The following is a 21,539-nucleotide window of genomic DNA, read 5'->3' as shown; positions in this document are numbered from 1 at the left end:
TTGAGGCGGGCCGCGCGCGACGGCCCGGGACCGATCAGCGCGTGATCTGCTTCATGTAGTAAATCGACTGGATCGTCGGGAAAATCTGCTGCAGCAGGCGGTTGAAGCGCACCGATCCCGACGTGCCGACGTACACGACGTCGAGCGGCTTCAGCTGGAAGCGGCTCGACAGCATCAGCGCGTCGGGCTGCGTCATGTCGAGACGGAAGATGTCGGGCGTGTTCGGCTTGTCCTGCAAATCGCGCAGCACGTACACCTGGCGCGGATTCGCGTCGGTGTCGAGGATGCCGCCGCCCGCCGTCAGCGCGTCGGCAATGGTCAGGCGTCCCTTGAGCATCTGCACTGTCGCGGGCGTTTTCACTTCGCCCATCACGAACACGCGGCTGTCGCTGCGGTCCGGCACGTTGACGATGTCACCCGGCTGCAGCATCACGTTCTGCGTGACGTCGCCGCGATCGAGCATCCCGTTTGCGTCGAGCTGATAGAACTTGCCCTCGCGCGTGAGGCGCACGCGCTGCAGGTCCGCCTCGTTCGTCGAGCCGCCCGAGCGCGTGATCGCGTCGACGAGCGTGAGCGGCACGTCGGTGATCGCGAGCGGGCCGGGCGTCTTCACTTCGCCCGTCACCTGCACCTTCTGGCTGCGGTACGACAGCACGCGCACGTCGACCTGCGGATTCTTCACGTAGCGCGCGAGCCGCGCGGCGAGCTCGTCACGCACCTGGCCCACCGTCTTGCCCGCCGCGTGCAGGCGGCCGACGAACGGAAAGTAGATCGTGCCGTCGGACATCACCGTCTGCCCGTACGGATCGGCCTGGCCGGGCAGCGCATTCGCATACGGCTGCTGCAGCGCGCCCGCGACCGTCTGCGTCGTGTTGCCGCCGCTCGAGAACGATTGGCCTTGCGGCGTCGTCAGCTCCGGGTGATCCCAGACGGTGACGCCGAGAATGTCCTGCGGCGCGACCCGGTACACGTACTGCATCGGATCGACGAAGCGCGACGGCGGCAGCGGCCGCTCCTTATGCTGCGCATCGGCCTGCGACACGATCATCTGCGCGGTGATGAGCTGCACGTTGTAGTGCTCGGTCGGCTGCGCATCCTTGTCGTCGAGACGCGACGTGTCGAGGTAGTTGCCGGGCGCCATCGCGCACGCCTGCAACAGCACGGCGGCGGCGACGGCAAGCGCCAGAGGTCTAAGCGAACGATTCAGCATATCTTTTGCAGCCATCCTTGAACCAGACGTTCGATCAATGTGTAGCTATCCCGATAATCGGCTTCGGGACCGCCGTGGGGATCGGCGATCTCCGCGCCCTCCCATTTGCCGAGCAGATGCACCTTGCCGCGCGCGATCGGATCGATCGCCTCGACTTCGGAAATCTGCCCGCGCTCGGTGACGAGGACGAGATCCGCGGCGCGCACGAGCACGCGGCTCAGCCGCCGCGAACGATGCGGCGCCGCGTCGACACCGCGCGCCGCGAGCAGGCGCGACATCGTCGGATCGATGCCGTCGCCGTCGTTCGCGTCGATGCCCGCCGAATGGAACGAGAGCGACGCGCGCGGCGCCATCGACTTGAACAGCAGCTCCGCGGCCGGGCTCCGGCACACGTTCGCGCGGCATACGATCAGAATATTGCGGAACATGGTCGAACTCGCGTCGTTGCTCACGCGCCGGCGCGCGCCGCGCGCGCGCGGCGCCCGTCGCTCTTCGCCGCGTGCGGCGCGGCGCCCGGCCGCCCGATCGGGTAATACTCGATGCCGAGCTCGCGCATCGCGATCGGCTCGTACAGATTGCGTCCGTCGAAAATCACGGGCGTCTTCCAGCGCTTGCCGAGCGCCTCGAAATCCGGGCTCTTGAACGCCTTCCATTCGGTGACGATCACGAGCGCGTCCGCGTCCTGCGCGACTTGTGCTTCGTCGTCGGCGAACGCGAGCCGCGCGAGCGCATCCGGTCGATCGTGCAAGTCGAGCGCGAGCACGCGTTGCGCTTCGGCCTGCGCGACCGGGTCGTACGCCGTGACGTGCGCGCCGCGCGACAGCAGCTCCGCGATCAGCGCGCGGCTCGGCGCCTCGCGCATGTCGTCGGTGTTCGGCTTGAACGCGAGCCCCCACACGCCGAAGCGGCGGCCCGTGAGGTCCTCTCCGAAACGCGAAACGACCTTCCGCGCGAGCACATGCTTCTGCTCGTCGTTGACGGCCGACACCGCCTGCAGCACACGCAGCGCCTGCCCATGCTCGGACGCGGTGCGAATCAATGCTTCGACATCCTTCGGAAAGCACGAGCCGCCGAAGCCGCAACCCGCGTACAGAAAGTGATAGCCGATGCGGGGATCGGAGCCGATCCCGCGGCGCACAGCCTCGATGTCGGCACCGAATCGGTCCGCGAGATTCGCGAGCTCGTTCATGAACGAAATGCGCGTAGCGAGCATCGCGTTCGCCGCGTATTTCGTGAACTCGGCCGAGCGCACATCCATGTAGAGCGTGCGCTCGTGATTGCGATTGAACGGCGCATAGAGCTTCTTCATCAGCTCGCGCGCGCGTTCGCCGGGCACGTCGTCGTCGCAGCCGATCACGATCCGGTCCGGCCGCGTGAAGTCCTCGACCGCCGCGCCTTCCTTCAGGAACTCCGGATTCGACACGACCGAGAACATCGAATCGTCGCCGCGCGCTTCCAGTTCCTCGGCGACCACCGCGCGCACGCGCTCGGCCGTGCCGACGGGCACCGTCGACTTGTCGACGATCACCTTGAAGCCCTTCATGTGCCGGCCGATGTTGCGCGCGGCCGCGAGCACGTACTGGAGATCCGCGGAGCCGTCCTCGTCGGGCGGCGTGCCGACCGCGATGAACTGCACGTCGCCGTGCGCGGCGGCCGCCTCGACGTCGGTCGAGAATTGCAGGCGGCCCGCCGAACGGTTGCGTGCGATGATCTCCTTGAGGCCCGGCTCGTGAATCGGCACGCCGCCGCCGTTCAGGATGTCGATTTTCTTCCGGTCGACGTCGAGACAAAACACGTCGTGGCCGATGTCGGCGAGACAGGCGCCCGTGACGAGCCCCACGTAACCGCTGCCGATGATAGTCAGATTCATCTGTCGAACCTCTTACCCAGTGAGTCGAAAAACGCGTTGCCGCGCTCAGTACGCGTTGCTGCCCGTGAAGCCTTTCCACAGCGTCAGCGCGACGATCTTGATGTCGAGCCAGAACGACCAGTTCTGCATGTAGTACAGATCGAGCTTCACGCGGCCCATCATCTTCTCGACGCGATCGGTCTCGCCGCGAAAGCCGTTGATCTGCGCCCAGCCGGTGATGCCCGGCTTGATCCGGTAACGGAACATGTAGCCCTTGACGAGATCCTTGTAGATGTCGTCGTGCTCGAGCGCATGCGGACGCGGGCCGACCACCGACATCTCGCCCTTCAGCACGTTGATGAACTGCGGCAGCTCGTCGAGGCTCGTGCGGCGCAGGAAGCGGCCGACGGGCGTCACGCGCGCGTCGTTCTTCTTCGCCTGCGTGATCCTCCCCGCCGCCTCGTGATGCACCTTCATCGAGCGGAACTTGTAGATCTCGAACTCGTTGCCGTCGATGCCCTTGCGCTTTTGCCGGAAGAACACGGGGCCGGGCGACGTCAGCTTCACGAGCGCAGCGATCGCGAGCATCGCGGGCGACAGCATCATGAGCGCGGCGAGCGCGAACAGCCGGTCGAACACGAACTTCGGCAGGATGCGCACGTCGGTGATCGGCGACGCGGCGAGATTGATCGCGGGCACGCCGAGCAGTTCGATGACTTCCTGATTGAAGAACGACAGGCTGCGCACGTCCGGCACGAAGCGAATGTTGACGAAATCGTTTCGGAACTCGGTCACGATCCGGTGAATCTGCGGCTCCTCGGACAGCGGCAGCACGAGCCACAGCTCGCGGATCTCGCGGCCGCGCACGAGGCGCACGAGATCGCCGAAGCGGCGCTCGATCGCGACGCCTTCGATCTCGGCGAGCGCCGCGTCGTCGTGCTCGTCGTAGATGCATACCGGATTGAAGCCCGCATCCGGACGTGCCCGCATGTGGGCGACGAGGCGCTTCGTCGCGGCCGCATCCGCGCTGCCGACGATCGCGACCGACTTGTGATTGAAGCCGCCGCGCCGCAGTTGCCGCAGCACCGCGTAGACGCCGGCCTTCGAGGCGACCAGCAGCGTGATCGTCGCCATCGCCCAGTAGCCGAGCCACAGGCGCGACAGCTCGCCCGCGTGATGAACGCTGAAGCTCATCAGGATGCCCGCGCCCTCGACGACGAGCCACGCGACCGACACGCGCCACATGAGCCCGAACAACGGCTTGCCGCGCCACGACTGATAGATGCCGAACGCCGGAAAGAACACGACGACGAGCATGCAGTCGAACACGACGACCGTGCGCTGAAGGTCGTCGAGCCACACGAAGCCGCCACGATGGATCATCGCGGCGAACAACGCGCCCGCCACGGCCATCGCGATATCGATCATCCTAGCCAGCACGCTCAACATGACTCTTCCTCGTGAGACGGAAACCGGCCGCACACATCTCGTCGACGTGCATCCGATTTAAACATTGCATGGCGTTATTGAACCGGGAAGAAAATTCCTCCCGCAAGCGCACAAGTATTTCTAAAAATAATCGGAAATTTTTTCGGTCGCGCGATGCTTTTCAGGCAGCATGTTTTTCCGAATCAATCACTTCGATAGAGAACCATAAGATCTGAAGATCGAGATGAAACCCTTGTCCAGCAAGGGCACCAAGGACCCGCACCCAATATTTTTTTAATTTTTTATTCATTACTTATCGCGCATTCGATGCAACTTGTTTGCACCGCACGATAACAAGCCGCCAATCGGGTGCATCCGTGCGATTCTTTTATTGTCGATTTACGTCGTGCTACAACCTCGGGACTGTCTTGTATTCGAGGAGCGCCATCATGAACGCCACGCCCGCCGCCGCCGCCGGCCCCGCCACCGCCGCCGTCGGCGCGCGCCTTTCCGTGCAACCCGTCGTTCTGGCCGGGGGGTCGGGCACGCGGCTCTGGCCGATGTCGCGCGAGCGTCATCCGAAGCAACTGATCAACCTGCTCGGCAACGAATCGCTGCTGCAATCGACCGCGCGCCGTCTCGACGGCCTGTCGGCCGATCATCCGGTATCCGAACGAATGATCGTCGTGTGCGGCGAAGAGCACCGCTTCACGACCGCCGAGCAATTGCGGCTCGCGGGCAAGGACGCGACGCTCGTGCTCGAGCCGCTCGGCCGCGACACCGCGCCAGCGCTGACGATCGCCGCGCTGCATGCGGCCGCGGGCGGCGGCGACGCCGTGCTCGCCGTGATGCCGGCCGACCACGCGGTGGCCGACGTCGCGCGCTTCCAGCAAGCGGTCGCGGCCGGCGTGCGCCATGCCGAGCAAGGGATGATCGCGACGCTCGGCATCGTGCCGACGCGCGCCGAGACGGGCTACGGCTACATCCGCGTCGGCGCCGCGAGTGCGGGCGACGCCGGGCTCGGCGTCGCGGTCAGGAAGCTCGAGCGCTTCGTCGAAAAGCCGCATCTCGAGCTCGCTCAGCAATACGTCGCATCGGGCGAGTACTGGTGGAACAGCGGCATCTTCATCGTCCGCGCGTCGGTGTGGCTGAAGGCGATCCGCCACTTCCAGCCGGCGATCCACGAAGCCTGCGCGCGTGCGGTCGCGCTCGGCAGAGACGACGGTCCGTTCTTTCGCGTCGACCGGGACAGCTTCGCCGCATCGCCGTCGAACTCGATCGACTACGCGGTGATGGAACCGTTGTCGAACCTGCCCGCCGTTTGCGAGAGCGTGGTCGTGCCGCTCGACGCCGGCTGGTCAGACGTCGGCTCGTGGGACGCGCTCTGGCAGATCAGCGACAAGGACGCCGACGGCAACGTCGCGCGCGGCCGCGTGTGCTTCGAGCAGGCGTCGTCGACGTTCGCGCATTCGGAAGGACGCCTGATCGCCTGCGTCGGCACGCAGGATCTCGTCGTCGTCGAAACGCCGGATGCGATCCTTGTCGCCGATCGCGCGCACGTGCAGGACGTGAAAAAAATCGTCGGACGCCTGAAGGCGGAATCCGGCGCGGAAACGTCCGATCACCGCAAGGTGCATCGCCCGTGGGGGCATTACGATTCGGTCGACAGCGGCGAGCGCTTCCAGGTGAAGCGGATCGTCGTCAAGCCGGGCGCGCGCCTGTCGCTCCAGATGCATCACCACCGCGCCGAGCACTGGATCGTCGTGCGCGGCACCGCACGAATCACGCGCGGCGACGAAACATTCCTGCTGTCGGAGAACGAGTCGACCTACATTCCGCTAGGCGTATCGCATCGGCTCGAAAATCCCGGCAAGATGCCGCTCGAACTGATCGAAGTGCAATCGGGCTCGTATCTCGGGGAGGACGACATCGTCCGCTTCGAAGACAACTATGGAAGACACTGACGGTAACGGGGCGGCCGCCCCGCAGCGGCCGCGCGGTCCGCGACCAAGCGGGCCGCGCGGCGACGGGCGCTACGGCATTCAACCGACGCGATATGCGTATTCGTGCCGGTCGACCTGCACTTGCGGCGCATCGCCGCGTCCCTCTGCCAGCGCGCGACGGCGCTCGGCCGCGAAATGCTTGATGTTGGTTTCGGCCATCGCGAGCGCGGACAGCCCGGCGATCGTCGGCACCGACTTGCCCGCCGCCCCGTCCGCGGACACAGACGCTTCACGCTTGCTCTGCGCGCTCCCGGATTGGCGATCGATCCATTGACGCGCCCAATCGAGCGCGTACTGCTCCGCCGATTCGGCGTCGGTGAAGCGCGGGCCGATGAGTCCCGAGCGCTCGACGCGCCGATCGTCCTGCACGATCTCCGCCCATGCCCGATACATCAGGTTCTGCACGGGCTGCGCGATGCCGTACACGGTGTAGCCGCGATAGGTCTCGGTTTGCGGCGCGTGTGTCGCGAAGCTGAACGAGGCGGGATGCGCGCGGCCATGTCCATGGTCGCGCACGGCCGCGCCGGGCACGGCGAAGCCGTCGCGATGCGATTTCTCGACGTCGCGCGGCTCGTCTTCCTCGTCGTCGCTCGCGAAGCGCCGAACGTTCACGCCCGCGCCCGAGCGGCAGACGTTCGCTTGCGCGACGGGCAGTTGCCACGACTCCGGGTTTTGCCAGAACACGCCACGCAGCCGATCGCAATCGGCTGCGGGCTCCGCGCGCCGCACGGGCGTGACGGACTCGGGCGGCGGCGGCACGTACGCGAACGCGCGGCCGCTTTCTTCCGACAGCACTCTCACCATCTCGCCGAGCGTGCCGCTCGCGAGCCATTCTTCGAAACGGCGCCGGCACGTCGGACCGGACGGATAGCGACCGGGCAGCTTCGACCACGGTTCGCCCGTGGTGAGTATCCACAGCACCGCGTTCGCAACGACCCGATTCTCCGCGCGCGGACGACCTCGTCGGTTCAGTCGGATGGGTTCATCGGCGATCAACGTCGACAGACGGGCCCACTCTTCATCGTTTAGCTCATCGAAGAACATAGATCTCTCCACGCAGCCAGGCCGGGCTGCGATTGGCGGCACGGCCACGAGCGTGTCGCTCTCGTGACCGCGGCCAGGTTGCACATGGACCGCTATTCGGTTGTGCACGCCGGCGCGCTAGGCACAAACAAGGTGCCGCGACTCCCGACGATGAGGCACGAACCACTGTCTCACTCGTATGCGATATTTTTTGTGCATGAAGCATACCATCATCAGGGTTTATCTCAATATGACACCGGCGTCATGTTACGCACTGAAACAAGAAAGTGGTCAAGCAGGGTCAGCTTTTCCTTCATATTTTTATGAATTTCTTATCTCGAGTGGCCACAAAGCCCCGTCCAGCAAGGCTGAAGGGAATATGAAAAGTATATTTCAAGCGGTTCCGGCGCAAGCTCCCAGCATGAGTGGAAGCATTTTCCGACGTCGTTGCAACATCGGTAAATTAAGGGAAAATACGTGACAAATTGTTTATTGTTCGGTAATTAAATCCTTTTCCAATCGTTATACTTTTCATTACACGCAATCTCATAATTGATTAAATGTGATCGATGCCAGCTCGTTCGGCCGCGTGCCGCGCGCTCGCTCAATCCAGATCGCCGGCGAGCGACGCGGCGACGTCCGGATCGATCCGCATCGTTTGCACCGGGTAGTTGGGATGGTCGCAGCCAATCGACAGCGGCGCGCCCGCCTTGAGCCTCGCCTTCATCGCACCGCTCAACTCGAAGCGCAGGAAGTGCACGGCGGACGTCTTCTGCGCCGTTTCGCGTTCGAGATCCTCGTCCGCGATCGCATAGACAGGCGTCTCATCGCCGACGACGAGAAAAACGCGATCCTCGATGCCGATGAGGCGCGTGAGCGCCGCGCGCCGCTGCGTTTCGTTTTCGTATTCGATCTGCATCGTCGCTTTGAGATTGCTGCCGTCCGGCACGAGCGGAAGATACGCGTCGAGCTCGGCCGAGATGCCGTCCTCGTCGAAGATTTTTTCGACGTGCAGCATCTCGTGGATCTGATAGCGGATCGTCGTCTCGTCCTCGAACAGCAGGCGCAGATGATTGCCGACCGGCACCGCGCGGCGCTTCTTGTGCTCGATCACGCGAGCTCGTTCCTGGCGGCGCACCTTCGCGTACGCTTCGAGCGTCAGCAGCGAGTCGCGGGTGAGCGTCATGTCGTGGTCCTCGTTCGGTGGGCCGCGCTCAGATGCCGTATGCCTTGCGCAGCAGCGTGAGCGGATGCGCGAAGGGCGGCGGCTCGACGCCTTTCGCGCCGATGCCCTCTTCGATATGGTGTCCGGCGAGCGCGCAATCGGACGACATGTAGTCGGGCGCCTGCTCCGCGATCGACTTGAACACCGGCGCGCCGATCCTCAGTGCCTGCGCATGGAATTCCCTCTTCACGCCGAACGTGCCCGCGTGGCCCGAGCAGCGCTCGACGACGTTTACCTTCGTGCCCGGCACGAGCGACAGCGCGTCGGCCGTCTTGCGCCCGATGTTCTGCACGCGCGCATGGCACGGCACGTGATACGACACGGTGCCGAGCTCGTGCTTGAAATCGGTCTTCAGCAGTCCGTCGCGATGGCGCGCGATCACGTATTCGAACGGGTCCCAGAACGCGTCGGCGACCGCACGCACGTCGGGATCGTCGGGGAACATCGACGGCAGCTCGCTCTTGAACATCAACACGCAGCTCGGAATCGCGCCGATCAGCGCATAGCCTTCGCGCGCGTAGCGGGCGAGCACCGGAATGTTCGCGTCCTTCTTCCGTGCGACGCCTTCGAGATTGCCCTGTTCGAGCAGCGGCATCCCGCAGCATGCTTCGCTCGAGACGAGTTCGTACGGAATGCCGTTGTGCGCGAGCACCGCGAGCAGATCGTGGCCGATGCCCGGTTCGTTGTAGTTCACGTAGCAAGTCGCGTAGATCGCGACGCGCCCCGGCGTGCGCTCGCCGTCACGCGGCGTCGGGCCGGGCGAGCGCTGCGCGGCGCGGCGGAACTTGCGCGGCGCGAACGGCGGCAGCCATGCGTGCCGGTCGACGCCGAGCGTCGCCTCGAGCGCGCCGCGCAAGGGCTGCGTGCGATTCGCGGCATTGACGGCCTGCGTGACGATCGGGATGCCGGCGAAATAGCCGAGCATGTCGGTGTTCGACAGCAGCTTGTCGCGCAGCTTCACGTCGTTGCGCTTGTAGCGCGCGGCCCTCGCGCGCAGCATCAGATGCGGGAAGTCGACGTTCCATGGATGCGGCGGCACGTACGGGCATTTCGTCATGTAGCAGAGGTCGCACAGATAGCACTGGTCGACGACCTTGCCGAACGATTTCGGATCGACCGCATGCGCTTCGCCCGTGTCGGTCTCGTCGACGAGATCGAATAGCGTCGGAAACGCGCCGCACAGCGACACGCAGCGCCGGCAGCCGGCGCAGATCTCGAATACGCGGGTGAGCTCGGCGTCGATCGCGGCTTGATCGTAGAACGCATCCGATCGCCAATCGAGCGGATGCCGGGTGGGAGCCTCCAGACTGCCTTCTCGATGGGACATGGGGCAGCTCCATCATGTTGCGCGCGGACGCGCGCGTGGCGCCCGCCCCGCGGCGACGCGCTCGCGCGCGGCCGCGTCCGGCCGGCGATGCGGCGGGCGAACGCTCGCGGGCCGGCGAGCGGCGCGCTCAGTCGACGAGCCCGTCGAGCGCTTTCGTATACCGATTCGCGTGGCTGCGCTCCGCTTTCGCGAGCGTCTCGAACCAGTTCGCGATTTCCTCGAAGCCTTCTTCGCGCGCGGTCTTCGCCATGCCCGGGTACATGTCGGTGTACTCGTGCGTCTCGCCCGCGATCGCCGATTGCAGATTCTGGCGGGACGTGCCGAACGGCAAGCCGGTCGCCGGATCGCCGACCGCTTCCAGATATTCGAGGTGGCCGTGCGCGTGGCCGGTCTCGCCTTCGGCGGTCGAGCGGAACAATGCGGCGATGTCGTTCTGTCCCTCGACGTCCGCCTTCGATGCGAAATACAGGTAGCGGCGATTCGCTTGCGACTCGCCCGCGAATGCGTACTTCAGGTTCTCTTCGGTCTTGCTGCCCTTGAGCTGTGCCATCTGCGCCTCCGTGTCCGATGCCGGCGCGCGGCGCCGGACCGGATGAACGATTGTGGGGAACGATGCGCAGCTCGGCTGCCGCCGCTGGGGCACCGTGCATTTCAATCTAGGCGCTTCCGTGCGCATCCCCCAATAGGCTTTTTCAATGCCGCCGATAGTCGTGGCGATGACCTTCGAAGGCCGCGGCTCGGCGGACGGCGGTCTCACCGCACGGCGCGGCGCGGCGCGGCGCGGCGCCGCACCGCACCGCACCGTGACGTACCGCGCCGCGTCGCGGCACGGTACGCGCGCGTCTGCGACGTCAGCGCGGCGACGCCGGTGCAAGCGGCCATACGTCGCTGCCCTTCTCTCCCGCCGGCGCGGTCGCGCCCGGCAGCACCTGCTTGCTGATCGCGCGGCTGCGGTTGAAGTACTTCTCGAGCAGCGCGTCGAGGATCGCGACGGTTTCGACGTCCGGCGCGCCGTCATAGCTCGACGGCCTGAAGTGCATCTGGAACGCCGACACGACGTTGACCGTCTGTGCGTCGAGCGTGCCCGTCTGCGGCGTGTCGTAGCCGTATGCGAGCAACTTCGACTGCAGGCTCGCGACATCGCCCGAAAAAGGCCGGTTGGTCCGGTAGTAGTCGACCGCCTCGGCCTCCGGCCACGCGCCGATCTTGTATTGATCGTAGAGCTTCTTCCACGGGAACAGCGGCCCCGGATCGGTCTTGCGGCCGGGCGCGACGTCCGAATGCCCGACCACCTTGTGCGGCAGCACCTGGTGCCGCGCGACGACGTCGGCGGCGAGCGCGCCGAACACCGCGACCTGCGCGTCCGGATACGAATACCAGCGCCGGTTCATCAGCGGCAGGTTCTCGTCTTCCGGCGGAAAGCCGAGATTGACGATCTCGATGCCCACCGAGCCCGCGTTGAGCATCCGGTCGCCCTGCCAGTAGCTGACGCCCGCATGCCACGCGCGGCGCGCCTCCGGCACGAGCTCGAATACCTTGAAGCGCTGGCCGTCGTCGGCCGCGTCGGGCACGAGATAGTGCGAGCTGACCTGCCGCTGCGGACTGGTGAGCGATGCCAACGAATCCGCGAGCGTCTGCGCGGTGTAGTGCAGCACGAGCGTGCGCACGCGCGAATCCTGATTCGGCGACTGGATCGAGCGATCGATCGTGTAGCCCGCGCCGCCCGTCGAGCCCGACGATTGCGACGCATCCTGCGCGTGCGCGGACGACACGACGCCGTCGCCATCGCCGCAGCCGGCGAGCGGCAGCATGAGCATCCCCACCGGCCATGCCGACGAACGCGCGAGAAAACCGCGCCTGCCCTCGTTGATGATTTTCGCTTGTTGTTCTTCAGCCATACCCTTTTCCGTTCGAGTCGTAACTTGCGATTGAGAATCGGCGCGGCGCGCCGAGCGAGTAGGTTGCGCGATGAAGCGATGCGCGACCGTGGGAGTCGTCGACGCGGCGCAAGTTCCTGTTCGGACTGCGATGCATTATCGGAAAACGGGAAAGCTTCGAAATGAAATCGACGATGGGGAGGGCTTGAAAATGCTTCGCTTGTCGATTCTTTGCCGGGCGGTTGACGGTTGACGGTTGACGGTTGACGGTTGACGGTTGACGTTGACGGTTGGCGGTTGACGGTTGGCGGTTGGCGGTTGGCGGTTGGCGGCTTTCGGCTTTCGGCTTTCGGCTTTCGGCTTTCGGCTTTCGGCTTTCGGCTTTCGGCTTTCGGCTTTCGGCTTTCGGCTTTCGGAAGACTACGTGAAGCGGTTCACCAGATGTCCGAATGAAGCGGCGCTGTTCCGACACATACCAACGCAGCGCAACGACTCACATGTGCATCGTCGCCCCGATCGACATCGACATGTGCGTCGCGCGACGTCGTGGCACACGCCCGCGCGCCGCGCGCGTCGAAAGCCCGTCAAGCCGCGTGCTCGCACATCGAGCGTCGAACATCCCGCATCCGCAGCGCGCACCCGCCCGACGACACGCCGCCGACACGCCACGCATCACGCATCGAAAATCGAAAGCACCATCATCGCTCCATCGCCCGCGCGAGCAGCATCTCGCGCTCGCGCGCATTGAGCGTCATGCCGGCCGCGCGTCGAAACTCCGCCCGCGCTTCGTCGCGCCGCCCGAGCTTCGCGAGCAGATCGCCGCGCACGCTCGGCAGCCAGTGATAGCGCGCGAGCGCCGGATCGGCCGCGAGCCCGTCGACGATCTCGAGCCCCGCCGCCGGCCCGAACGCCATGCCGACCGCGACCGCGCGATTCAGCTCGACGACGGGCGACGGCGCGACTTGCGCGAGCGCGTCGTAGAGCGCGACGATCTGCTCCCAGTCGGTGTCGGCGGCGCTGCGCGCACGCGCGTGGCACGCGGCGAGCGCCGCCTGCAGCGCATACGGGCCGCTCGCGCCGCCGAGCGCTTCCGAGCGCGCGAGCGCGGCGAGCCCGCGCCGGATCAGAAGCGGGTCCCAGCGGCTGCGGTCCTGATCGAGCAGCAACACGGGGCGCCCCCGCGCATCGACGCGCGCATGCATCCGCGACGCCTGGATCTCCATCAACGCAACGAGCCCGTGCACCTCGCTCTCGCTTGGCGCGAGCTCGGCGAGCACGCGCCCGAGCCGCAGCGCCTCGTCGGTCAGCGCGGGACGCATCCAGTCGTCGCCCGCCGTCGCCGAATAGCCTTCGTTGAAAACCAGATAGATGACTTCGAGCACCGAAGCGAGGCGCGATGCGCGCTCGGGCGCGCGCGGCACTTCGAACGGCACCTTCGCGGCAGACAGCGTGCGCTTCGCGCGCACGATCCGCTGCGCGATCGTCGGCTCGGGCGTGAGAAACGCGCGCGCGATCTCGCCCGTCGTCAGCCCGCCCAGCAGGCGCAGCGTGAGCGCGACGCGCGCGTCGGTCGACAGCACCGGATGACACGCGGTGAACACGAGCCGCAGCAGATCGTCGCCGATGTCGTCGTCGCGCGCCGCCTCGAGCACGTCGGCGACGTCCGGCGAAACGTGCGCGCCGAGCGCGTCGAGATCGAGGCCGATCTGCTCGTGCTTGCGCGCATGCAGCGCGTTCTGTCGCAGATGATCGAGCGCGCGGCGCTTCGCGGCCGTCATCAGCCATGCGCCGGGATTATCCGGCACGCCGCCGCGCGGCCAGTGCTCGAGCGCGGCAACGAGCGCATCCTGCGCGAGCTCTTCGGCCACGCCGACATCGCGCACGAGCCGCGCGACATGCGCGATGATTCTCGCGGCCTCGATCCGCCAGACGGCGTCTATCGCGCGATGAACGGCGTTCCCCGTCATGCGCGTCCTTCGGCGAGCGCCTTCAGGTTCGCGAGCCCCGCGGAAAAATCCGCGCCGACCATCTTGTCGATGCTGAAGAACACTTGCATCAGCTTCGACAGGAACGGCGACGGCCCGCGCATCGCCCACGTGACGACCGTCGCGTCCCCCTCCGGCCGCAGCGTGAATTCCGCGACGTTGTGTGCCTCGAACGGCTTCTCGAAATCGAGCCGCATCGTCACGTGCGAAGGCTCGTCGAGTTCGGTGATCTCGAAACGGCCGATGCCCACTTTCTCGCTCGTCCACGCATAGCTCGCGCCGACGCCCGAGGTCACCGCGCCGTATTCGCCGCGCAGCGTCGGGTCCTTGCGCTCGTACGGATTCCACGTGTTGAAGCGGCGCAAGTCCGCCACGTATGGAAAGATGCGCGCGGCGTTCGCGTCGATCCGCGCGCTGCGCTCGACGCTAAACGTGCCCGGCCGCGACGCCGCATACAGCATCAACAGCAGCGCGAGCGCAATCACCACCGCGCCGGCGATCACCACGATCTGGACCATTGCCGTCTCCTGTCGCCGGCGTCAGCCGAGCTTGCTCTCGAGCTCGCGGAATCGCTCGACCGCGCCGCTCGGCTCGAAATCGTCGAGCTCGAACAGTTGCCGCACTTCGATCTCGCCGTCCTCGCGCTCGCCGAACGGCGCGGGAAAACGGCGGGCCCATTCGAGCGCCTCGTCGCGCGAGCGCACCTGAATCAGCGTGTAGCCGGCGATCAGCTCCTTCGTTTCGGTGAACGGACCATCGACGACGGTGCGCCTGCCGCCCGAATAGCGCACGCGCCAGCCTTTGGACGAAGGCTGCAGGCCGGACGCGTCGAGCAGTACGCCCGCCTTCGCCAGTTCTTCGTGATACGTCGCCATCGCGGCGATCAGCGACTCGTCGGGCATCGCGCCGGACTCGCTCGTTGCGTTGGCCTTCACCATGATCATGAAACGCATCGCGCTCTCCTTCGGCAGATGACAGGACGCCTGACCTGGCGTCCTGCCCCTACGACGGACGACGCGATCCCCGCTCGACATCAAGGATATCGAATCAGGGAAAACCCCAGATTCATGCGGCGCACGGCTTCCGGCGAGCGTTGCGCGCGCGCTCGCATCCGGTCACGAGAAGCACGGGCCGATCTCGCGCACTTCGACCGAGCACCACTCGGCTGCGGGGCAATCCTTGGCGATCGCGAGCGCCTCGCCTTCCGTCGCGACGTCGAGCAGGAAGAAGCCGCCGACCATTTCCTTCGCTTCGGCGAACGGCCCGTCCACGAGCCGCACTTCGCCGTTGCGCACCTGCACGCGCGTCGATTTGTCGTCGGACACGAGCGATTCGGCGCCGATCAGTATGCCGCGCGACTGCAACTCGCTGGCGTAGTGGCGCATCCGCTCGTACAGGATCTCGCCTTCGGCTCGCGCGCGTGCCGCGCGTTGGCCCCGCGGTTCGACGATCAACAACATATAGCTCATTTGCGTCACCTCCTATGACGTGGCCCTCCGGAATCGCGCGATGCGGCCACATCGCGCCGCCGATCACGGACGGCTGCGCTTCTATTTTGAGCGGCCAACGAGCGGCGGTCCATCGGAATCGATGGCTGCCCGCGCGCGGCGAAGCCGTGTGGCCATTCGCTCGCCCGGCGCATGAGCGCAACCGGCTCCAGCGGCCCGGACGATGGAAACGGTTCGCTCGCGCGCCGCCGCGCCCGCGCCGTCGATGCGCTGGGCCATTGCTCGAAAAAACCTGGCCCGATTACATATCCATATCTATTCTTTACGCAAAACTGTCAACATGCACCATTAAGCTTTCAGGATTCCCACACAACGGACTGTCCCCATGCGCACTCCGACGCCCTTGCTCACCGCCCTGTCGCTCCTGTCCACCATCGCGACCGCGCCCGCCCTCGCGGCCACGGCCGCGCCCGTCAGCACGAACTGCGGCGGCAGCACGACGCCGATCGCCGAGATTCAAGGCGCCGGCGCGCCGTCGCCGCTCGCCGGCCGGAACGTATCAATCGAAGCCGTCGTCACGGCCGACTTCGGCGGCACCGACGGCTTCGGCGGCTTCTTCGTCCAGCAAGCCGATCCGCAGCGCCGCAATCAGCCCGGCGTCTCCGAGGGGCTGTTCGTCTACGCGCCGAAAGCGCGCGCGCAGGCGGGAGACCTCGTGCATCTGACGGGCAAGGTCGAAGAGAAATACGGGCAGACGCAGCTCACGCTGTCGGGCGGCATCGCGGTCTGCGCGGGCGGCCAGTCGGTCACGCCCGCTACGCTCACGCTGCCCGTCGACAGCCCGGGCACGTTCGCCGCCTATGAGGGCATGCTCGTGCGGCTGCCGCAGACGCTGACCGTCACCGAGGTCTACGAGCTCGGCCGCTACGGCAGCGTGCTGCTCAGCAACGGGCGTCTGCGCACGCCGACGAGCGTCGTGCCGCCCGCGCAGGCGAACACGGTGGCCGACGCGAACGCACGCAACCGGCTGATCCTCGACGACGGCTCGAACAAGCAGAATCCCGCGACCGTTCCCTACCCGGCGCCGGCGCTCTCCGCCGCGAACACGCTGCGCGCGGGCTACACGGCGGCGAACGTCGAAGGCGTGCTCGAAATGCGCTACGGCACGTGGCGCCTGCAGCCGGTGCCGGGCTCGCGCACGCCGGCGTTCGCCGCGAATGCGAACCCGCGCACGTCCGCGCCCGCGCGCGATCCGCGCGCGAACCTGCGGGTCGCTTCGTTCAACGTACTGAATTACTTCAACGGCGACGGCACGGGCAAGGGCTTCGACGATCCGAACAACCGCGGAGCGAAGAGCTATGAAGAATTCGTCCGGCAGGACGCGAAGATCGTCAGCGCGCTGAAGGCGCTCGACGCCGACGTGATCGGCCTGATGGAAATCGAGAACGACGGCTACGGCGAGTTGAGCGCCGTGCGCCAGCTCGCGGCGAAGCTCGGCGACGGCTGGCGCGTCGTCGATCCGGGCGTCGCGCGGCTCGGCGGGGACGCGATCGCGGTCGCGCTGATCTACGACAGCCGCAAGGTCAAGCCGGTCGGCGAGCCGGCGACGCTCGCGATCGACGACAAGAACCGCCAGCCGCTCGCGCAGACGTTCCGCCCGGTCCGCGGCTCGCGCGCGGTGACGGTCGCCGTGAATCACCTGAAATCGAAGAACTGCCCGAACGCGGCGGGCGACGACCTCGACCAGGGCGACGGTCAGGGCTGCTGGAACGCGACGCGCACGCGCGCGGCGGCGAAAGTCGCCGACTGGCTCGCCCGCAATCCGACCGGCGCGCACAGCGAAGGCGTGCTGCTGATCGGCGACCTGAACAGCTACACGTATGAAGACCCGGTTCGCGCGCTCGAGTCGCGCGGCTACCTGAATCTCGTGTCGAGCAAGATCGGCTCGGGCGCATACAGCTATATGTACAACGGCGAGGCCGGCTATCTCGATCACGCGCTCGCGACGGGCGCGCTCGCGTCGCGCGTGAAGGCCGTGCACGACTGGCACATCAACGCGGACGAGCCGGTCGCACTGCAATACACGCTCGCGTACAAGAGCGCGGAGCAGCAGCGCACGTACTACGCTCCCGACGCGTATCGCTCGTCCGATCACGATCCGGTGCTGATCGACGTCGCGCTCGCCGACGAATACGCGGCGGCGGCCTCGCGCCGGGGCGCGGAAATGGCGGGGGCGCATAGCCGCCGCGCTTCGCGGTAACGCTGTCGATGTCGCGCCGCTCGCCGCTCGCCGTTCGCTGCGCGCGGCGGACGGCGGACGGCGGACGGCGGACGGCGTGCGATGCGCAACGCGCCGCTATCGGCGTTCACGCGAGCGACGCCGCAAACCGGGCTGGCAACGTGCCGGCCGTCGGCGGTTGTGTTCTCGATGGCGAGAAGTGGCGGGCGCGCATGCCGCTTTTCATCGCGTCATGCCGCGGCCCGAACGCGGATCTCGAACACGTTCGACAGCCGCATCGGCGCCTCCGGGCACCGTCGAATCGGCGCATAGGCGCATAGGCGCATAGGCGCATCAGCGCGTCGGTGAATCGTTGAATCGGTGAATCACCGATTCAACGCATCGACGACTCGACCGATGCTGCCGACATCGAATCATCGATGCACATGCGCGCATGCGTATCCGAAAACGACGGAATCCTCACGATCTCGGCGCGAGTGCCCGTCTGGCGACGCGCATCGCAACGATGCGCAAAACGCGCGAACAAGAAGAAAGCCCCCCTTCTCCCGCACGCGACGCCAGTCACATTTACCGAAATCCGGCACACCGATCCGCAAAAACTTCCACCATCGATTCGAACGCGCAGCGGCGCTGCGCCCGATTGCCGCACAAACTGTTGCATTTTCCGCCGAGCCCCGCCCCGCAAAGGCTTCGGCCCCACCGCGCCGGCGCGCCGCCGCCGCCGCGCGAAACTCGGGGCCGGATAGCGGATCACATAGGGGCAACGTCCGCACCTTTCCCTCAAACCCTCAGGAGAACGATCATCATGGCTCTTTCCGACTCCGTCGAATACAAGCTCGACCGCGGCCTCTCCGAAGCACGACGCGCCGGCCGCCGGTTCGCGCACGATGCGCGTTCCGCGGCGCGCGACCTGAACGGCGACGTGAAGGACAACATGCGCTCGCTCGTCGACGAGCTCGACGCGCTGCTCAAGGAAGACGTCGACATCGAGGCGCTCCGCAAGCGCCTGCACGGGCGGCTCGAAGCCGCGCGCGACACGCTCGACGACGCATCGTGGCACGCGTCGCGCCGGCTGCGGCAATCCGCGCAACGCGTGTCCCGGGTTGTCCACGACAATCCGTGGCAGACGGCCGGCATCGTCGCCGGCCTCGCATTCGCGGCAGGCATCCTCCTTGCGCGTCGATAAGCGCGGCGCTGTCGCCCGACGTTCAACCTTCAAGATGGAGGAAGCATCATGCGCAAGACTCTCGTTATGAAAGCCGCGATCGCGGCCATGCTCGGCAGCCTGGCGCTCGCGGGCTGCACCACCACGCCCGACACGCCGTCGACCGCGGCGTCCAATGCGTCGACCCGCGAAGCGATCGACGCGCGCGTGAACGCGACGCTGTCGCGCCTCTACTCGACGGTGCCGGGCTCGCACGAACTCGTCGCGAAATCGCGCGGCGTGCTCGTGTTCCCGAACGTGCTGCAGGCGGGCTTCATCTTCGGCGGCCAGAGCGGCAACGGCGCGCTGCGCGTCGGCGGCGCGACGCTCGGCTACTACAACACGTCGTCGCTGTCGGTCGGCCTGCAGGCGGGCGCGCAATCGAAGGCGCTCATCTTCCTGTTCATGACGCAGGACGCGCTCGACAAATTCCGCGGTTCGCAAGGCTGGGCCGCCGGCGCCGACGCGTCGGTCGCGCTCGTCAAGATGGGCGCGAACGGCGCGGTCGACACGTCGACCGCGACAGGCCCGGTCGACGTGATCGTGCTGACCAACGCCGGCCTGATGGGCGATCTGTCGATCAACGGAACGAAGGTCACGCGCCTGAAGCTCTGACGAAAGCGGCGCGGCGCATCGCGCATTCGCGCCGCGTCCCCGCCCGCGCCGCGGCGTTGCGCCGCGGCGCTTTCGATCGCAGCCCGAACGATGTGCGCTCAGGGCGCGGCAGCGCACGCTCGCCGTGCGGCACGCGTCAGGCATAATCCACGCATCAAGGCGGGCCGCCGCGACGCGGCTTGCCCGGCCGATCAACCATCCTCCCCGAGCACACCATGGATAGCGGGCACGATCACCAGAAATTCTTCCACCTGCTGCTTTTAGTCGTCACCGTCGGCCTTTGCTGGATATTGACGCCGTTCTTCGGCGCAATCTTCTGGGGGACCATTCTCGCGATCCTGTTTCAGCCGGTGCAGCGCTGGCTCGCCGCGCGCTTCGGCAAGCGCCGCAATCTCGCCGCGCTCGTCACGCTGTCGCTCATCATCCTGATCGTGATCCTGCCGCTCGCGTTCGTCGCCGGAACGCTCGTGCAGGAAATCGCGTACGCATATCAGCAGATCAAGGCGATGCAGCCGAACATGACGCAGTACTTCCAGGAGTTCATGCACGCGCTGCCGACGTCCGTGCACCGGGTGCTGCGCAACTACGGGCTCACCGACATCGCCGGCATCCAGAAGAAGCTCACCGACGGGGCCGCCGCGATCAGCCAGTTCGTCGCCGCGCAGGCGCTCAGCATCGGACAGAACACGTTCCAGTTCGTCGTGAGCTTCGGCGTGATGCTGTATCTCGTGTTCTTCCTGCTGCGCGACGGCGGCGAAATCGGCCGCCGCGTGCGGCGCGCGCTGCCGCTCGACGACGAGCACAAGCAGCATCTGCTCACGAAGTTCACGACCGTCGTGCGCGCGACCGTGAAGGGAAACATCGCGGTCGCGGCCGTGCAGGGCGCGCTCGGCGCCCTGATCTTCTGGATTCTCGGCATCGAGGGCGTGATCCTCTGGGGCGCGCTGATGGCGTTCCTGTCGCTGTTGCCCGCGATCGGCGCGGGGCTCGTCTGGGTGCCCGCCGCCGGCTACTTCGCGATCACGGGGCAAATCTGGAAATGCGTGATCCTCGTCGCGTTCTGCGTCGGCGTGATCGGGCTCGTTGACAATCTGCTGCGGCCGATCCTCGTCGGCAAGGACACCAAGATGCCCGACTGGGTCGTGCTGATCTCGACGCTCGGCGGGATGGCGCTCTTCGGAATCAACGGCTTCGTGATCGGCCCGCTCGTCGCCGCGCTGTTCATGGCGAGCTGGGACATCTTCGCGCGCACGGAGCAGGCAGACCTGGAATGATGCGTGGCGCGGGCAGCGGCAGCTTGGCGCGCCGCCCAACAGGCAATCCGATGCGCGACCCGATGCTCGTCGGCATTCCAAACGAAAAAACCCGGCCTCGGCCGGGTTTTTCTTTGGCGACGCCGAAGCCCGCTGCGGTCGCCCCCCAACGCGTGCCGGCGAGCCGATCGAGCCTGAGCGGCAGCGGCATCCGCATGTGCGACGCACGACGCATCGCCGCGGGCGCCGCCGCGCACCGCCCCCGTTACTCGAAGCTGAAGCGCAGATCCTTGACGACGGGCTCCTTGCCCCAGTTGAACGAGCACACGCGCCCGGTCTCGAGGCTCACCGCGTCCGCGCCCTTGCCCTGCGTCTCGCTGATCGGCTCGCAGCCGCCCGCAATCGTCACGGTCGGCGTGCCCTGCTTCGACAGAGGGAACTCGATCGCGCCGTCCTCCGGCACCGTGTGCGTCAGCGCGACCTTCTCGACGTAGTCGTCGGGCAGCATGAAGATCGGCGAATCGTCGACCCACAGCGTGTAGTAGTCGTGCTTGAACGGCGTCTGCTCGACGCACATCTTCGACGTGTGCGCGCCGAGCTTCTGCGTCTGGCACAGCGGCGCGGCGGCGCAGACCGAACCCGCGACGAGCAGCGGCACGAGCGCCGCCCAGCTTTTCTGGATTGTTCTTTTCATGCTCGACTCGAAAAGGAATGGCGGAAGAAAGTCATGCCGTTTCGCACGACGCCGCGCGCGCCCTCAGCACCGCGCGCGGCGACCGCTATCTTACAAACGAACGGCCGGGAACAGAAGAGGGGTTGCGGGGACGTCGGATTTTGTGCGTTTTGTGGGTTC

General features: G+C 66.4%; 20 protein-coding genes. 5 read left to right on the top strand and 15 right to left on the bottom strand.

Annotation, left to right across the window (positions count from 1 at the left end; genetic code table 11):
- Nucleotides 1–34: 34 nt before the first annotated feature.
- From WT60_RS22790 to WT60_RS35580, 5 genes are all read right to left on the bottom strand, one after another.
- Nucleotides 35–1,210: a polysaccharide biosynthesis/export family protein gene (locus WT60_RS22790; RefSeq protein ID WP_059581197.1), complete on the bottom strand. Its 1,176-nt coding sequence runs from the start codon at nucleotides 1,208–1,210 to the stop codon at nucleotides 35–37.
- Nucleotides 1,204–1,638, bottom strand: coding sequence for a low molecular weight protein-tyrosine-phosphatase (locus WT60_RS22785; protein WP_059671619.1), 435 nt, complete (start codon nucleotides 1,636–1,638; stop codon nucleotides 1,204–1,206). Before WT60_RS22785 ends, WT60_RS22790 begins: the two co-directional genes overlap by 7 nt.
- 20 nt (nucleotides 1,639–1,658) lie before the next feature.
- Nucleotides 1,659–3,080 (bottom strand): UDP-glucose/GDP-mannose dehydrogenase family protein, encoded by a 1,422-nt coding sequence (locus WT60_RS22780; protein ID WP_059671620.1) that lies wholly within the window; start codon nucleotides 3,078–3,080, stop codon nucleotides 1,659–1,661.
- Between the two features lie 45 nt (nucleotides 3,081–3,125).
- The gene (locus WT60_RS22775; protein WP_059581189.1) at nucleotides 3,126–4,508 is read right to left on the bottom strand and encodes an undecaprenyl-phosphate glucose phosphotransferase; all 1,383 of its coding nucleotides are present in this window, start codon (nucleotides 4,506–4,508) and stop codon (nucleotides 3,126–3,128) included.
- Between the two features lie 160 nt (nucleotides 4,509–4,668).
- Nucleotides 4,669–4,797 carry a hypothetical protein gene (locus WT60_RS35580; protein ID WP_257790889.1) on the bottom strand — a complete coding sequence of 43 codons (129 nt, stop codon included), beginning with the start codon at nucleotides 4,795–4,797 and terminating at the stop codon, nucleotides 4,669–4,671.
- Between the two features lie 139 nt (nucleotides 4,798–4,936).
- Between WT60_RS35580 and WT60_RS22770 the strand changes: the two genes are divergently transcribed.
- Nucleotides 4,937–6,451, top strand: a complete 1,515-nt coding sequence (locus tag WT60_RS22770) for a mannose-1-phosphate guanylyltransferase/mannose-6-phosphate isomerase (protein ID WP_059671621.1) — start codon at nucleotides 4,937–4,939, stop codon at nucleotides 6,449–6,451.
- A gap of 78 nt (nucleotides 6,452–6,529) precedes the next feature.
- On the opposite strand, the gene WT60_RS22765 is transcribed toward WT60_RS22770, so the two are convergent.
- From WT60_RS22765 to WT60_RS22710, 9 genes are all read right to left on the bottom strand, one after another.
- On the bottom strand, nucleotides 6,530–7,534 hold the full coding sequence (locus tag WT60_RS22765; protein ID WP_060355639.1) for a transposase: 1,005 nt from the start codon (nucleotides 7,532–7,534) through the stop codon (nucleotides 6,530–6,532).
- A gap of 583 nt (nucleotides 7,535–8,117) precedes the next feature.
- Nucleotides 8,118–8,699 (bottom strand): DUF3501 family protein, encoded by a 582-nt coding sequence (locus WT60_RS22755; protein ID WP_038748016.1) that lies wholly within the window; start codon nucleotides 8,697–8,699, stop codon nucleotides 8,118–8,120.
- Between the two features lie 28 nt (nucleotides 8,700–8,727).
- Nucleotides 8,728–10,065, bottom strand: coding sequence for a heterodisulfide reductase-related iron-sulfur binding cluster (locus WT60_RS22750; RefSeq protein WP_038748014.1), 1,338 nt, complete (start codon nucleotides 10,063–10,065; stop codon nucleotides 8,728–8,730).
- 127 nt (nucleotides 10,066–10,192) lie between these two features.
- A complete protein-coding gene (locus WT60_RS22745) occupies nucleotides 10,193–10,615 on the bottom strand; it encodes a rubrerythrin family protein (protein ID WP_038748009.1) in 423 nt (140 codons plus the stop codon).
- 301 nt (nucleotides 10,616–10,916) lie between these two features.
- Nucleotides 10,917–11,963 (bottom strand): N-acetylmuramoyl-L-alanine amidase, encoded by a 1,047-nt coding sequence (locus tag WT60_RS22740; protein ID WP_060355638.1) that lies wholly within the window; start codon nucleotides 11,961–11,963, stop codon nucleotides 10,917–10,919.
- A gap of 677 nt (nucleotides 11,964–12,640) precedes the next feature.
- On the bottom strand, nucleotides 12,641–13,909 hold the full coding sequence (locus WT60_RS22725; RefSeq protein ID WP_038748004.1) for an RNA polymerase sigma factor: 1,269 nt from the start codon (nucleotides 13,907–13,909) through the stop codon (nucleotides 12,641–12,643).
- Nucleotides 13,906–14,445, bottom strand: a complete 540-nt coding sequence (locus WT60_RS22720) for an SRPBCC family protein (RefSeq protein ID WP_038748001.1) — start codon at nucleotides 14,443–14,445, stop codon at nucleotides 13,906–13,908. Before WT60_RS22720 ends, WT60_RS22725 begins: the two co-directional genes overlap by 4 nt.
- Before the next feature lie 21 nt (nucleotides 14,446–14,466).
- Nucleotides 14,467–14,880: a YciI family protein gene (locus WT60_RS22715; protein ID WP_038747998.1), complete on the bottom strand. Its 414-nt coding sequence runs from the start codon at nucleotides 14,878–14,880 to the stop codon at nucleotides 14,467–14,469.
- Between the two features lie 162 nt (nucleotides 14,881–15,042).
- Complete coding sequence (locus WT60_RS22710) at nucleotides 15,043–15,396, bottom strand: YciI family protein (RefSeq protein ID WP_038748132.1); 354 nt, start codon at nucleotides 15,394–15,396, stop codon at nucleotides 15,043–15,045.
- 364 nt (nucleotides 15,397–15,760) lie between these two features.
- Here WT60_RS22710 and WT60_RS22700 point away from each other — a divergent pair, with 364 nt between their 5' ends.
- From WT60_RS22700 to WT60_RS22670, 4 genes are all read left to right on the top strand, one after another.
- On the top strand, nucleotides 15,761–17,635 hold the full coding sequence (locus WT60_RS22700; RefSeq protein WP_060355637.1) for an ExeM/NucH family extracellular endonuclease: 1,875 nt from the start codon (nucleotides 15,761–15,763) through the stop codon (nucleotides 17,633–17,635).
- A gap of 784 nt (nucleotides 17,636–18,419) precedes the next feature.
- Entirely contained in the window at nucleotides 18,420–18,800 is a 381-nt protein-coding gene (locus WT60_RS22685) for a DUF883 family protein (protein ID WP_038747989.1), read from the top strand.
- A gap of 48 nt (nucleotides 18,801–18,848) precedes the next feature.
- Nucleotides 18,849–19,433 carry a YSC84-related protein gene (locus tag WT60_RS22680; RefSeq protein WP_038747986.1) on the top strand — a complete coding sequence of 195 codons (585 nt, stop codon included), beginning with the start codon at nucleotides 18,849–18,851 and terminating at the stop codon, nucleotides 19,431–19,433.
- Nucleotides 19,434–19,648: 215 nt separating this feature from the next.
- Nucleotides 19,649–20,707: an AI-2E family transporter gene (locus WT60_RS22670; RefSeq protein WP_038747983.1), complete on the top strand. Its 1,059-nt coding sequence runs from the start codon at nucleotides 19,649–19,651 to the stop codon at nucleotides 20,705–20,707.
- A 244-nt stretch (nucleotides 20,708–20,951) separates the two neighbouring features.
- Here the strand turns inward: WT60_RS22670 and WT60_RS22665 are convergent, their stop codons facing one another.
- Nucleotides 20,952–21,380, bottom strand: coding sequence for a hypothetical protein (locus WT60_RS22665; RefSeq protein ID WP_059581162.1), 429 nt, complete (start codon nucleotides 21,378–21,380; stop codon nucleotides 20,952–20,954).
- Nucleotides 21,381–21,539: the final 159 nt, after the last annotated feature.

Origin of the sequence: Burkholderia sp. MSMB617WGS (genome assembly GCF_001532025.2) — a bacterium.
Taxonomy (GTDB): Bacteria; Pseudomonadota; Gammaproteobacteria; order Burkholderiales; family Burkholderiaceae; genus Burkholderia; species Burkholderia savannae.
This window is presented reverse-complemented; position numbering and strand designations above follow the sequence as displayed.